This window comes from Bacteroides sp. MSK.18.37, from assembly GCF_019129155.2.
Taxonomy (GTDB): Bacteria; Bacteroidota; Bacteroidia; order Bacteroidales; family Bacteroidaceae; genus Bacteroides; species Bacteroides ovatus.
This window is the reverse complement of the sequence record NZ_JAHOIB020000001.1, coordinates 1,033,583-1,046,840: the sequence shown is the minus strand read 5'-3', so window position 1 is coordinate 1,046,840 and position 13,258 is coordinate 1,033,583. Positions and strand designations below refer to the sequence as shown.

13 protein-coding genes are annotated in these 13,258 nt (G+C 42.8%); 5 read left to right on the top strand and 8 right to left on the bottom strand.

All coding sequences use genetic code 11. The features are described 5' to 3' along the window. Nucleotides 1-80: 80 nt before the first annotated feature. Genes KSX81_RS04605 through KSX81_RS04585 form a run of 5 tightly spaced genes read left to right on the top strand, consistent with a single transcriptional unit; the run spans nucleotide 81 to nucleotide 2,881 of the window. The gene (locus KSX81_RS04605) at nucleotides 81-617 is read left to right on the top strand and encodes a nitroreductase family protein (RefSeq protein WP_004321512.1); all 537 of its coding nucleotides are present in this window, start codon (nucleotides 81-83) and stop codon (nucleotides 615-617) included. Between the two features lie 2 nt (nucleotides 618-619). Beyond that, entirely contained in the window at nucleotides 620-955 is a 336-nt protein-coding gene (locus KSX81_RS04600; RefSeq protein WP_004300874.1) for a hypothetical protein, read from the top strand. Nucleotides 956-962: 7 nt separating this feature from the next. Beyond that, nucleotides 963-1,757, top strand: coding sequence for a Rossmann-like and DUF2520 domain-containing protein (locus tag KSX81_RS04595; RefSeq protein ID WP_004311403.1), 795 nt, complete (start codon nucleotides 963-965; stop codon nucleotides 1,755-1,757). Next, complete coding sequence (locus tag KSX81_RS04590; RefSeq protein ID WP_004300872.1) at nucleotides 1,738-2,259, top strand: KdsC family phosphatase; 522 nt, start codon at nucleotides 1,738-1,740, stop codon at nucleotides 2,257-2,259. The genes KSX81_RS04595 and KSX81_RS04590 overlap by 20 nt, the downstream gene beginning before the upstream one ends. A 40-nt stretch (nucleotides 2,260-2,299) precedes the next feature. Continuing rightward, entirely contained in the window at nucleotides 2,300-2,881 is a 582-nt protein-coding gene (locus tag KSX81_RS04585; protein ID WP_004300871.1) for a Maf-like protein, read from the top strand. Nucleotides 2,882-3,070: 189 nt separating this feature from the next. Here KSX81_RS04585 and KSX81_RS04580 read toward each other — a convergent pair whose 3' ends face one another. The 8 genes from KSX81_RS04580 to pheS all read right to left on the bottom strand — a co-directional run bounded on the left by KSX81_RS04580 (nucleotide 3,071) and on the right by pheS (nucleotide 13,186). Continuing rightward, nucleotides 3,071-5,278, bottom strand: coding sequence for a tetratricopeptide repeat protein (locus tag KSX81_RS04580; protein ID WP_004300870.1), 2,208 nt, complete (start codon nucleotides 5,276-5,278; stop codon nucleotides 3,071-3,073). Between the two features lie 7 nt (nucleotides 5,279-5,285). Continuing rightward, entirely contained in the window at nucleotides 5,286-6,470 is a 1,185-nt protein-coding gene (locus KSX81_RS04575) for a DUF418 domain-containing protein (RefSeq protein ID WP_004304398.1), read from the bottom strand. A gap of 186 nt (nucleotides 6,471-6,656) precedes the next feature. Beyond that, nucleotides 6,657-7,700 carry a porin gene (locus KSX81_RS04570; protein ID WP_128131240.1) on the bottom strand — a complete coding sequence of 348 codons (1,044 nt, stop codon included), beginning with the start codon at nucleotides 7,698-7,700 and terminating at the stop codon, nucleotides 6,657-6,659. Nucleotides 7,701-7,710: 10 nt separating this feature from the next. Beyond that, entirely contained in the window at nucleotides 7,711-8,685 is a 975-nt protein-coding gene (locus KSX81_RS04565) for an ABC transporter substrate-binding protein (protein ID WP_004321507.1), read from the bottom strand. A gap of 106 nt (nucleotides 8,686-8,791) precedes the next feature. Further along, the gene (locus KSX81_RS04560) at nucleotides 8,792-10,051 is read right to left on the bottom strand and encodes a phosphoglycerate kinase (RefSeq protein ID WP_004300866.1); all 1,260 of its coding nucleotides are present in this window, start codon (nucleotides 10,049-10,051) and stop codon (nucleotides 8,792-8,794) included. Between the two features lie 93 nt (nucleotides 10,052-10,144). Next, on the bottom strand, nucleotides 10,145-10,822 hold the full coding sequence (gene nth / locus KSX81_RS04555) for an endonuclease III (RefSeq protein WP_004300865.1): 678 nt from the start codon (nucleotides 10,820-10,822) through the stop codon (nucleotides 10,145-10,147). Then, nucleotides 10,819-12,018, bottom strand: coding sequence for an MFS transporter (locus tag KSX81_RS04550; RefSeq protein WP_217725498.1), 1,200 nt, complete (start codon nucleotides 12,016-12,018; stop codon nucleotides 10,819-10,821). The genes nth and KSX81_RS04550 overlap by 4 nt, the downstream gene beginning before the upstream one ends. A gap of 148 nt (nucleotides 12,019-12,166) precedes the next feature. Continuing rightward, nucleotides 12,167-13,186, bottom strand: coding sequence for a phenylalanine--tRNA ligase subunit alpha (gene pheS, locus KSX81_RS04545; protein ID WP_004300862.1), 1,020 nt, complete (start codon nucleotides 13,184-13,186; stop codon nucleotides 12,167-12,169). Between the last annotated feature and the right edge of the window lie 72 nt (nucleotides 13,187-13,258).

Sequence of the window (13,258 nt, the reverse complement as noted above, 5' to 3'; positions counted from 1 at the left end):
TTTAGTATAAACTTTTATTTCCTATTACGCTCGGTTTGCATTATCTTTGCATACATTAATCAAATGAAACCGGAAATAATATGGAAAATTTCAGTGAATTAATAAAGAACCGTCGTAGTATGCGGAAGTTCACCGATGAAGAATTGACACAAGATCAGGTCGTTACGTTGATGAAAGCTGCTTTGATGTCTCCTTCTTCCAAACGTAGTAATAGTTGGCAGTTTGTAGTGATTGATGATAAAGAGGTATTGAAAGAATTGTCTCATTGCAAGGAACAGGCTTCTTCATTCATTGCCGACGCAGCTTTGGCAATTGTGGTAATGGCCGATCCGTTGGCCAGTGATGTTTGGATTGAAGACGCTTCCATTGCTTCTATCATGATACAGTTGCAGGCTGAAGATCTTGGCTTGGGAAGTTGTTGGGTGCAGGTTCGCGAACGTTTCACTGCCACCGGAATGCCTTCCGATGAATTTGTCCATGGAATTTTGGATATTCCCTTGCAACTTCAGATTCTTTCTGTCATTGCTATCGGACATAAAGGGATGGAACGTAAACCTTTCAATGAAGAACATCTTCAATGGGAGAAAATTCATATTAACAAGTTCGGAGGAAAATAAGTATGGGAGCTGCTAAAGCGAATAATAGTAAAGATACCTATCTGGCTACTGCTGTTACCTTTATTGTAATCGGAGCACTTTTTCTGATCGATAAGCTGATTCATTTTTCTTCCATTGGGCTACCCTGGGTGATGAATAAGGACAATATGCTATTGTACGCCTCGATCTGTTTCCTTATTTTCAAACGCGATAAATCAATTGGTTTTGTGTTGCTTGGGCTTTGGTTAGTGATGAATATCGGTTTGGTCATGTCCTTATTGGGTTCGTTATCCGGATATCTGTTGCCATTGACACTGCTCATCATCGGAATCGTTTTATTCTGGTTTGCAAAACGATAAGAGAATAATGAAAAGAAGTATAGAAGATACACCGATCGTGTTTATCGGTGCAGGTAACTTGGCTACTAATCTGGCGAAAGCTCTTTATCGTAAAGGTTTCCGCATTGTACAGGTATATAGCCGGACTATGGAATCTGCCCGTACCTTAGCCGAGAAAGTAGAAGCTGAATATACAACAGATTTACAGGCAGTCTCCAAAGATGCAAAATTGTATATCGTATCGTTGAAAGATGATGCTTTAGTAGATTTGTTACCGCAGATAACAGAAGGAAAGCAAGCGTCTTTGTTGGTGCATACGGCAGGAAGCATTCCGATGAGCGTTTGGGAAGGGCATGCAGAACGTTACGGAGTATTTTATCCGATGCAGACATTCAGCAAACAACGTGAAGTTAAATTTCAGGAAGTGCCTTTCTTTGTTGAAGCGAAAAGGCCGGAAGACGTGGAATTGTTGAAGGCTGTTGCCGCCACACTTTCGGAAAAGGTCTACGAGGCTTCTTCCGAGCAACGTAAGAGCCTTCATTTGGCTGCTGTTTTTATCTGTAACTTCACCAATCACATGTATGCATTAGCAGCTGATTTGCTTGAAAAATACAACTTGCCTTTCGATGTCATGCTTCCGCTGATAGATGAAACAGCACGTAAAGTCCACGAATTGGCGCCACGTGATGCACAGACCGGACCCGCTGTTCGTTACGATGAGAATGTGATGAGTAATCATCTTGCCATGTTGGTAGATTCTCCGGCATTGCAGGAAATATATAAACTAATGAGCAAAAGTATCCATGAGCACCATCAATTATGATTTATCCCGTATCAAAGCTTTAGCTTTTGATGTGGACGGAGTATTGAGTTCGACAACCGTACCTTTGCATCCTTCCGGAGAACCGATGCGCACGGTGAATATCAAAGATGGGTACGCCATCCAGTTGGCTGTGAAAAAAGGACTTCACATAGCTATCATCACCGGTGGCCGGACAGAAGCGGTACGTATCCGTTTTGAGGGACTGGGAGTGAAGGATTTATACATGGGTTCTGCTGTGAAGATACATGATTATCGTGCTTTTCGTGATAAGTACGGATTGACCGATGATGAAATTCTATATATGGGTGATGACGTGCCGGATATTGAAGTGATGTGTGAGTGCGGACTGCCATGCTGCCCGAAAGATGCCGTGCCGGAAGTGAAATCCGTTGCAAAGTATATTTCTTATGCAGACGGTGGTCGTGGATGCGGACGTGATGTAGTGGAGCAGGTGCTGAAAGCTCACGGTCTATGGATGGTGGAAGACGCCTTCGGTTGGTAACTTAATCATAAATAATCGTTGTTTAATAACGAATAAAACCATGCTTGATAACTTAAATAAATATCAGATTATATTAGCTTCCAATTCTCCCCGTCGGAAAGAACTGATGTCGGGACTAGGAGTAGACTATGTAGTCAGAACATTGCCGGATGTAGACGAGTCATACCCGGATACATTGGTAGGTGCTGAAATACCTGAATATATTGCCCGTGAAAAGGCGGATGCCTACCGTACCATGATGAAGCCGGGAGAATTATTGATTACGGCAGATACCATAGTCTGGTTAGATGGGAAAGTACTTGGGAAACCGGAGGGTAGGGAAGGAGCCATTGAAATGCTTCGCGCTCTCTCGGGAAAATCTCATCAGGTTTTCACAGGGGTTTGCCTGACTACTACTGAGTGGCAAAAAAGCTTTACCGCTTCCTCCGAAGTATTGTTTGATGTCTTGTCGGAAGATGAAATCCTGTATTACGTAGATCGTTATCAGCCAATGGATAAGGCAGGAGCTTATGGCGTTCAGGAGTGGATCGGGTATATCGGGGTTAAATCAATTTCCGGTAGTTTCTATAATATTATGGGGCTTCCCATACAGAAACTGTACGGAGAGTTGAAAAAGCTGTAGTAAGTATCTTGAATATATCTGAATATATTAGTATCAGTGTAATAAACTTATTGATTACATGAAATACATAAGATATACTTAGTCCAATAATGCACAAAGGCTACCTCAAAATAGAAAATGAGGCAGCCTTTTTCTGTATTTTTAAGCAGGAACATTTACTGAATATCCCAAACTGAAAGATGTGGAAGACTATAATAAATCCAACATCAGAGGAATATCTTCTTCCCGAATTCCTTGTGTGAGAAGAGCTTCTTCATCTTTATGGAACATTTCCAGGAATCGTTCCCGGTTTCCACTAGCCGTAATGGCTTTTCCATAGAAAACGGAAGCTTTCTGAATATCTCCCATCACCCAGGCGACATGTCCTGCATTCATATAGTCAATAGCCAGAGGCTTTTGTTCTATTATTTTTTCATAATACTTCATCGCCTGTTCATGTTTCTGGCTGATAAATGAACACCATCCGATACCACGCCATGCCTTAATACAGTTGTTCTCGATGAAATCCAGTTTGAAGAAATAATTCAGTGCTTCTTCATATTGCCCCAATTCGGCCAGACAGCTACCGATATGGAAAGTCACATTGGTATCTTCCGGAGCAGCTTCTTCTACCTTCTTATAATAGGTGATTGCTACCTGGTAATTTCTGTTCAACCGATAACAAATAGCCAGATGGCGATTGTTCCAGATATTATCCGGTTTCAACGTGTCTGCTTTCAGGTAAGCCTGGATAGCTTCTGCATATTTCTTTCTTTTCTGCAATGCATAGCCAAACTTCTGGTAATATTCAGCACTCTCTCCTTCGAATCCGCCAATCGTTTCCAACTCTTCATAAATTTCAATAGCCTCGTCCCAACGTTCCTTTGACAGGTAGAAATCGGCAATGGGGAATAATACATCTTCCCAGTGCAATATATTGTCGAGTGCAGGGACATGATGAAGATCGAGCTTCTCTTTAAAAATATCTCTGAATTCACTCTTGCGCACACTAAGTTTGAAGAAACGATACAAATCGTGCAGGTACTGGTTGCTGACCGTTCCCGGACGTTCATTAAATTTCTTCATCGTCTCAACATTCGATTTCTCCGCCAATTCTGCGACCTGTTGTTCGTTTAATTGGCTCAACATCATATCTTGTTGTGATTGTGGCAATTGATGGATCGTGAAAAAGAGAGAGTACTTATCACTGTTACTGAAGAATCCCGATTGAAGAATTAAATCCAGTAGACTGCCTCCCTGATTTCCTGCCTGCTTCATTGCCTTGAGCACATTAGACTGTTGCTTGCTGAATGGATAAAACCAGTTATGCACCTCGCGGAAGAACGGATAGTTTTTCAAAGCCGCAAAAGTACTCATATATACATCTGCACCCTCCAACTGCAATTCGTTCATTTCACGCAATTTATCCCCCAGTCCGGATTTCTCGAATGCATCTTCCCAATCCGGATTCATGTCGTTGTTCTCTTCATCGCTTTCTTCAAAGCCGAACCGCATATTTTTCATGGAGGAAACATTCTTCAGCATTTCGGGAATAATCTCCTCCCTCATTTTTTTGTCAATCTTTTCCGTTTCCTGACATAATAGCATTTGGCGGTAAATGCGAGCGACATCTTCTCTGAATGAAGGAATTTCTTCCATGAGATCCACCCTTTTTATCAGTTCCGGATAGAAAGTAAGTCGGCTTCTGTAAATGTGGAAAATAATCATCGCACCAACCAATGCCCGTTGGCTGACGTTGACGTTGGGATGCTCGTAAGCATCAAGCAACCACATTATTTTTCGTAAGTCGAAACATTCCATCAAGCTCAATGTGAGGGCACTGACAAATAAGCATAAGTCGTCTCCCGGAAGTAATTCCGAGGCAAGCATGGCTTTTGCATCTTCCTCGTCTTCGGGAGTCCAGGCACTGTTTGTCCATGTTCTGATAAACATAAACTTGAGCGTGTCCTCATGCCGCTTTAATACTTCATCCATCTTTTCGTCAGACAGTAATCCACTGACTGCCAAGTCGTCATTAAAAGACTCCAGTATGTGTAATATGGTTTTAAGACCATAGTTTGACAAATCTGGCGATTTGGGAGTACGTCGTACTTCATGATAGTATCTTGATGAAGCGTTATCCAATATGAGCAAACGTGATTGGTCGGCAATTCCCCACGTGTCTGATACCATTTTCTGATACAGATTCCATCGTTCAGGGTCATTTGCTCCCTGTTTCATGTATTCCAGCATATATTTGTAGGAAGTCTGCAATTGTTCCAGGCGAGTGCGTAGATCCCAGTCAGGACACTGCCACAGCAGAGATTCCAACTGCATCAGAGCTTCCTTGAGCCTTTTCTCTTCAAGTAAGGTACGTATATATGCGTATTGTTCATTAATCGTTTTTTCGTTCATCATTATTTAATTATTTATTTTTTCCAATCCAGGTCAAACGTTTCCAGAGACCCTCAAAAGGACCATGTTTATGGTGTCGGAGCCACCACGAACAGAATACCATTTGTAATAGAACAAAAAGGATGCCAAAAAGGAAGCTATATGTGATTCCTAAATATCGTCCCAATTCGAATCCCCAATGATAGAACAAAAGAGAACCGAAAATGGATTGCCCGAGATAATTCGTTAAACTCATTTTACCATAAGATGTGAAACGCATAAAAAAACTGCGGTCTTTCACACGGTAGAAAGTCAACAGTAATCCTGTCACCAGTAATACCATGAAACTAAGGCTGCTGAATGAACTTAATATCAACTGTAGAGGAACAAGGACGGCACTCCGTTCGATGAATTCCGGCAACATATTGTTCAATCCGTAGATGGGGAAGAAGCAGAGAAGCGAAATGGCTAATGCTTTTAACCACAAGCGTTCGTTCTGTTCGCTATACAGGAAATATTTGCGGCGGCCAACCAGCATTCCGAATAGGAATAATCCCGGTGTTTGTAAGATACGTCCATGTTCCAAAGCCCAGGTCATGTTAGCCATTTGTCCTTCCCACATATTCATGCGGACTGTTTCAAGGAAGTTGCCATGTTTTTGTACGTCGAAAGCGATGCTGAAATAATAACCTGCCAAACTTTTACCTGCCACATAGTCAGGATTGCACAAGGCATAGATCAGTTTTGCCCAGTCGATAGGTTGAAGGATTAATAAAGTAGCAAAGATGGCAACTGTACGGTCACTCATCCGGCAGAATATCGGCAGGATAATTCCTAAAATCGCATACATGGTTAATATTTCGCCGGTAAAGAAAGCGGCATTGAATTGTCCTATAATGAATAGGATGAATAATCTCCATAAAAAACGCAGGCGGAAATCTTTCCCTCTCCGTTGTTGGTTATTGTCCTGAATATAGAAACTGAAACCGAAGAGCAAAGCAAATACAGCGTATGCTTTATTACTGAATGTGAAGAATAATCCTCTCCAGATAGCCTGATCGGTAAATTTCATCCATTCAAAAGGGACTTCTTCCGGGAAAGAATAGAAATTAAAGTGTTCGATGCTGTGCAAGAGGATGATCCCCATTACTGCCAATCCTCTTAATACGTCGGCCACGTCTATTCGGGCGTTGGTTTCGGCGATTTTGTGTTCCATGATTTTTGTTCTGTTATTAATAAGGTTTATATTTTATAATTATTTGATTCGGCTGCTTCAACTCTACTGCTTTAATCCTATTGTTAAGGTACTACTTACTATAGCCTTGCTACTTTACCTTGGAACTTAACCCTGATGCTTCGGCTCTAATACTTGATACCTAATACTTAAATTTAGTCCTTGAATTTAAAACCTCACTTGTACCTGTGCCTGTATCAGGTTGGAATCTTTTTGTCCGTCTCCTTTCTTATTACAAAAGGTGTATTGTGCCTGTAACCGGCATCTGGGATAAAACCAGTATTGTACGCCTGCAATATAGTTATTTTGTTTGAAATCTGCAGCTTTGTTCGGGTTGAAATAATCGAACGAAGCGATGAAATCGAAATTCCGGGCAAAACGCACGCTTCCTGTTGCATAGAAACCTTCACTTTTCACATTCCTGTCTTTTCCGGCAAGATATTCCGTACGCAGATTAAAAGTGGAAGTGGTGACAACCCCTCCTGCACTCCAGCGTCTCTTAGCGTAATTTTCTCCTGCTTTGATTCCGGTATATTCAGAGTCAGCTATGGCGTGTCCTGTTCCGCGGATAAACGAACCACCTACGGACAACCATTTCAGCGGATTAACCATCAGATTACCGACCACATCTTTTTGACTGTTTTTGTCTTTGGTATTCAGTCCCTGTCCGTTCATTACAGCTACTTTATATTGTAGGAAGTCACGAAATAATTTCCCGTGAAGCATCATACCTATATCCCGTCCGGAAGTCATTCCGTAACATTTATCGCTGCCGCTTACTCCTGCCAGATAGCAGACAGATTGTGAATAGCAATTGATAAGTTCTACTGTAGTAGGAGACAATTCGTTTTCTATGGTATAAGGAACCTTGAATTCACCGATACGTGCCGTAAGTCCGGGGAGAAACTGATAATCGGTATACACTTCGAGTAACATGCCCCCGTTGTAGAAGTCGTACATAAAATCACAAGTCCACCGTTTGGTGATCTTTCCGTGTGCCATGAAAATGATTCGTTTGATGTCGAATGTGTTATCCGGATTCGCTGCATCGTCATAAGTGTATCCCAGTTGGGCATATCCGGAGAGACTAATCCGTTCTTTCAGTGTGTTGACAACTTGATTTAATGGTGTCTGCTCCTGTGCCAGGAGAGGATTTTGCATACTTGTAATGCATAATACAAAGGTTAAGAGTTGGAGTAGTGTTTTTCGCATGAGTTAGTTGTTATTTGATTTTGATTATAGTTGATACTGTGGGAATAAATGTAGTGTCAATCAGATTCTTTTCAGAGTAGGTTTGGGGTATTCGGTGGTTTTCTTTCAACCAGTGTATAGCCTTGTCTATCGCTTCAGCGGAGGGGCGTTTTGCTTTTTGATAATTGGGGAGGGCGACGAGTCCTGTCAGATTTTCGGGCACACCTATTTCTATCAATACTTGCTCCCATTCTTTCTGCGGATGCATTTTTATGTAATCTACTCCCAGGTTATATCCTGTGATGAGTAGCTCGATTTCTTCTCTCTTCTCGTTGAGCGCTTTTCGTGAAAAAGCGGTAGCGGTGAAATCGATACCCAACTCTTGCGTACTTACCAATGAACGATGTTTACTGTTCATGGCGATGGATGCGGCAGGGTCGGGTAGGAAAGAGGCATCAATTTGATTGTACTGCAACATTTGCAGACGGAGAGGAAGCTGGCCGATTTCCGGCATGTTTATTTCCGCATGCTTGATTCCGGCTTTGCTTAATAGCTGGTCGGTGGCATATTCGATAACTGTGTTGCGCGACACGGCGATATTCTTTTCCTTGAGCTGTTCCAGTTGGTTGATGTTACTTTCTTTGGAGACAATGAAGCAGAAATAACCATCATTCTTCAGGATGAATCCTAAATCAGTATGATGAATAGCTTGTAATGCTACCGCACTGGGATAGTCAGTAATCATGCCATCCATTTTCCGGGTTTGGAAAGCCGCGTCCCGGTCGTTGGCAGAGTTGAATGAAAGAATGGTCAAATCCAGTCCTAATGAGTCGTAAATGCCTTGCGTTTTGGCTATATGAAAAGGAAGTCCGTCCAGTGTAGGCATCATGCCCAGGGTAAGTGGTTGCAGTTCGGTTAGAGGTAAAAAAGAGCTGTCTCCTTTCTTACTCTGACAAGAGTAAAGGAAGAAAAGGATGAACCAAAAGAATAGTATCGGTCTTTTCATACCTCGTTTTTATAAATAAGAGGAATTCTGTTTTTATAAATAAGGGCAACTCTTTTCACAAAGAACTGCCCTTCTAATAATTAACTATGTGATTTTAACAATTATCTTATTCTTGAATAGCAGCGATACCCGGAAGAACTTTTCCTTCGATTGCTTCGAGCAATGCGCCACCACCAGTTGAAACATAAGATACACCGCTAGCCAAACCAAACTTGTTAACACAAGCTACAGAATCGCCACCACCCACAAGTGAGAATGCGCCGTTCTTAGTTGCTTCAACGATTGCTTCACCTACTGCACGTGAGCCGTGAGTGAAGTTGTCAAATTCGAATACGCCTGTAGGACCGTTCCAAAGAATAGTCTTAGATTCTTTGATAACGTTAGCGAAGATTTCCTCAGTCTTAGGACCGATATCAAGACCTTCCCATCCGTCAGGAATTTCGTCAACAGCACAGAATTTAGTATTTGCATCGTTAGAGAATGCGTCAGCAATCTTAGCGTCAACAGCCAATACCAGGTTTACACCTTTTTCTTTTGCTTTCTTCATCAAATCCAAAGCCAGGTCAAGTTTGTCGTCCTCACAGATAGAGATACCGATTTTACCACCCATTGCTTTAGTAAATGTATAAGTCATACCACCGGCGATGATCAGGTTGTCCACCTTGCTCAACAGGTTTTCGATGATTTCGATTTTAGAAGAAACTTTAGAACCACCCATGATAGCAGTGAACGGACGTTTGATATCGTTCAATACTTTATCAACAGCTTTCACTTCTTTTTCCATCAAGTAACCGAACATCTTGTTGTTTACATCGAAATATTTAGCGATCAATGCTGTAGAAGCGTGTGCACGGTGAGCAGTACCGAATGCGTCGTTTACGTAGCAGTCAGCGTAAGAAGCCAATTTCTTGGTAAATTCTTTCTGGCTTTCTTTTACTGCTTTCTTAGCAGCAGCTTTTTCTTCGTCAGTTGCATCTTCTGCCAAACCTCTTGGTTTACCTTCTTCTTCAGCGTAGAAACGAAGGTTTTCGAGCAACAGCACTTCTCCCGGTTGCAGAGCAGCAGCTTTTACAGCAGCTTCTTCGCCCATGCAGTCGTTAGCGAACTGAACTTCAACGCCCAGCAATTCAGACAGATGCTTGATGATATGTTTCAAAGAGAATTTATCGGCAACGCCTTTCGGACGGCCCAGGTGAGAGCCAATGATGATGCTTCCGCCGTCTGCCAGAATCTTCTTCAAAGTAGGAAGAGCTGCACGCATACGAGTGTCATCTGTAATGTTGAAGTTTTCGTCCAGGGGTACATTGAAGTCCACGCGAACAAATGCCTTTTTACCGGCAAAATTGAATTTGTCAATTGTCTGCATAATACTCTATTTTTATTTAAAAGTGTTTTTAAAATTCTTCTTTTAGAACGACCGCAAAGTTACTATTTATTTCGGTTCCTTGCTATTAAATCGTTATTTATTCTTGGCTTTTGGTTCCTCTTTTGTAACTTTATAGGTGTTACAGAAATATTTGCACATCATTTGCAAACCACAGGTGTCACATTTGGGAGTACGTGCCTGACAAACGTAACGGCCGTGCAGGATGAGCCAGTGATGGGCAATCGGTATGAGCTTTTCCGGAATATTCTTCACCAGTTCTTTTTCCACGCTGAACGGGGTGGTGCAACTGTCCGGCACCAGTCCGATACGGTGGCTGACACGGAACACGTGTGTATCTACCGCCATTGCCGCTTTTTTGAATACCACCGACTGGATCACATTGGCAGTCTTTCTTCCTACACCGGGCAACTTTATCAGATCTTCCAGATTATCCGGCACCTCGCTATTGAAGTCATTCACCAGCATCTTTGCCATACCGACCAGATGTTTGGCTTTGTTGTTGGGATAAGACACGCTTCGTATATATTCGAAAATCACTTCCGGCGTAGTGGCAGCCAGTGCTTCCGGAGTCGGAAAATCTTTATACAAAGGAGGAGTGATGATATTCACCCGTTTGTCCGTACATTGTGCAGAAAGAATAACAGCGATCAGCAACTCATACGGATTGTTGTAATGCAGTTCGGTTTCGGCTACAGGTATGTTGTCCTGAAACCAGGCGATTACTTTCTCATAACGTTCTTTCTTTCTCATCGTAGCTTGTTTTTATGGTAATGAGGCGTCACTTTTAGTTTGAAATAGAGGGCGGAAACTACCGTCAGGCAGGCTCCGAAAAGATAGGCCTTATCAAATGTACTTATTTCTGCGATATATCCTCCCGTCAGCATACCGATACCGATTCCTACATCCCAGGAAGTGAGGTAGGTGGAAGTCGCTGTTCCCCGCTGACTGTTGGGGGCGAGGTTGACAAACAGCGTGTTAAATGCCGGAAACATAATTCCAAACCCGACACCCATTAATAATGCGATGCCAAAAAACAGCAGGGTACAGGCTGTATCATCCCATTGAATCAGATATACACAAGTTGAAAGCAGGAAGAAGCTGAAAACAACCAGATATAATCCGGCAGCTATTACTTGCGTTATTTTTCCGCGATCCACCAGTTTTCCTGAAAAGATACGCGAGATGGCCATACCGACTGCCATAAAGGTGAAGAAGAATCCGGTTTGTGTGTTCAATCCTATTTGGCGGGCGTACATGGCGACATAGTTGGTCGTCATTCCGTAAGGGATGGAAAGTAACAGCAGACTAAGTCCGGCAGGCAGTCCTTTCATCAGGATAAAGCGGTCGAGCGAGATCGGTTCCCGTTTCACAGGAGGCTTGTAGGGCGTTTTAACCAGACTTGCGCATAGAAAACCTAAAATACAGGAACCGAATGCATAGCAGAATATCGTAGCAAAAGAAACTCCCGCATCATGCAGAAACAGTCCGAACATCGGTCCGATGGACATGGCTGTGTTGTTGGTAAGCCCGTAATAACCTAAGCCTTCCCCTCGCCGGGAAGAGGGCATAATGTCTATTACTACCGTGTTTCCGCCTACTGTGACCATTCCGAAAGAGACACCGTGAATGATTCGGAATATAATAAATAAGGTAAGGGAACCGGCAATTAAATATCCGCCGAACATCATCATAAAGATGAAGTAAGCAAACAGATAAAGAGGTTTTCGGGCAAACGTGTCGAGCAGATAACCGGAAAATGGACGGATACAGAGAGCTGCCACCGTGTAGCAGGAGAGGACAATGCCGATAGTGGAATTTCCAGCCTGGAAGAATTCGGATAAATAGAACGGCAAAACAGGAATCAGCAACCAGAAACCGAAGTATAGCAGGAAGTTGGCTGCCAAGATGAAACAATAACTGGGAGTAATGAGTCTATCCTTTGCCATAATGAATGATCGTTCAATCGACCGATTCGCATTGATTGGAAACCAACGCCGTTGGCCTGATTGGTCTGTTGATGAATATGCCAATGTCCCGATCACCGTCCGACGGTTTCATTGGGAACATTGGCATACTGGTAAATTTAGCACATTATTAATATGCCGCTTCGAATTCTTTTAGGAAGCGTGTATCGTTTTCAGAGAACATACGGAGGTCTTTCACCTGATATTTCAGGTTTGTGATACGCTCGATACCCATACCGAGGGCATAACCGCTGTATATTTTGCTGTCTATACCATTTGATTCAAGTACGTTCGGGTCTACCATACCGCAACCGAGGATTTCTACCCAGCCGGTGTGTTTACAGAACGGACATCCTTTACCGCCGCAGATATTACAGCTGATATCCATTTCCGCACTTGGTTCGGTAAACGGGAAGTAAGACGGACGCAGACGGATCTTTGTATCAGCACCGAACATTTCTTTGGCGAAGAGCAGCAATACCTGCTTCAAGTCGGTGAATGATACGTTTTTATCTACATACAGCGCTTCTACCTGATGGAAGAAACAGTGTGCGCGATAGCTGATAGCTTCGTTACGATATACACGTCCCGGACAGATGATGCGGATAGGAGGCTGTGAAGTTTCCATCACACGAGTCTGTACAGAAGAAGTATGTGTACGCAATACTACGTCCGGGTGAGCTTCGATAAAGAAAGTATCCTGCATATCGCGTGCCGGATGGTCTTCGGCAAAGTTCAGTGCCGAGAACACGTGCCAGTCATCTTCAATTTCCGGACCTTCGGCAATGCTGAATCCCAGACGGGCAAAGATATCAATGATTTCGTTCTTTACAATGGTGAGCGGGTGGCGTGTACCGAGTTCCACAGGATAAGCCGAACGCGTCAAATCCAGTCCGTCACAATCGTTGTCCTGACTTTCAAACATTTCTTTCAGCGCGTTGATTTTGTCTTGCGCTTTTGTTTTCAGTTCATTCAGTCTCATGCCGACTTCTTTTTTCTGTTCGGCAGCTACATTACGGAAATCTGCCATTAAGTCGTTAATGGCTCCCTTCTTACTTAGGTATTTGATGCGGAGAGCTTCGAGTTCTTCGGCATTGGAGGCGTGTAAGGCTTCCACCTCTTTCAGAAGTTGTTCAATCTTAGCTATCATATTTTTGATGTATTGTTATTCAGTTTCTTAGTAAAAACCGTGCAAAGATATAATTTTATCACGAACCATCGA

Bases quoted from the DNA above. Each gene is read 5' to 3' on its own strand.
- KSX81_RS04605 (WP_004321512.1), top strand. From the start codon at position 81: ATGGAAAATTTCAGTGAATTAATAAAGAACCGTCGTAGTATGCGGAAG.
- KSX81_RS04600 (WP_004300874.1), top strand. From the start codon at position 620: ATGGGAGCTGCTAAAGCGAATAATAGTAAAGATACCTATCTGGCTACT.
- KSX81_RS04595 (WP_004311403.1), top strand. From the start codon at position 963: ATGAAAAGAAGTATAGAAGATACACCGATCGTGTTTATCGGTGCAGGT.
- KSX81_RS04590 (WP_004300872.1), top strand. From the start codon at position 1,738: ATGAGCACCATCAATTATGATTTATCCCGTATCAAAGCTTTAGCTTTT.
- KSX81_RS04585 (WP_004300871.1), top strand. From the start codon at position 2,300: ATGCTTGATAACTTAAATAAATATCAGATTATATTAGCTTCCAATTCT.
- KSX81_RS04580 (WP_004300870.1), bottom strand. From the start codon at position 5,278: ATGATGAACGAAAAAACGATTAATGAACAATACGCATATATACGTACC.
- KSX81_RS04575 (WP_004304398.1), bottom strand. From the start codon at position 6,470: ATGGAACACAAAATCGCCGAAACCAACGCCCGAATAGACGTGGCCGAC.
- KSX81_RS04570 (WP_128131240.1), bottom strand. From the start codon at position 7,700: ATGCGAAAAACACTACTCCAACTCTTAACCTTTGTATTATGCATTACA.
- KSX81_RS04565 (WP_004321507.1), bottom strand. From the start codon at position 8,685: ATGAAAAGACCGATACTATTCTTTTGGTTCATCCTTTTCTTCCTTTAC.
- KSX81_RS04560 (WP_004300866.1), bottom strand. From the start codon at position 10,051: ATGCAGACAATTGACAAATTCAATTTTGCCGGTAAAAAGGCATTTGTT.
- nth (WP_004300865.1), bottom strand. From the start codon at position 10,822: ATGAGAAAGAAAGAACGTTATGAGAAAGTAATCGCCTGGTTTCAGGAC.
- KSX81_RS04550 (WP_217725498.1), bottom strand. From the start codon at position 12,018: ATGGCAAAGGATAGACTCATTACTCCCAGTTATTGTTTCATCTTGGCA.
- pheS (WP_004300862.1), bottom strand. From the start codon at position 13,186: ATGATAGCTAAGATTGAACAACTTCTGAAAGAGGTGGAAGCCTTACAC.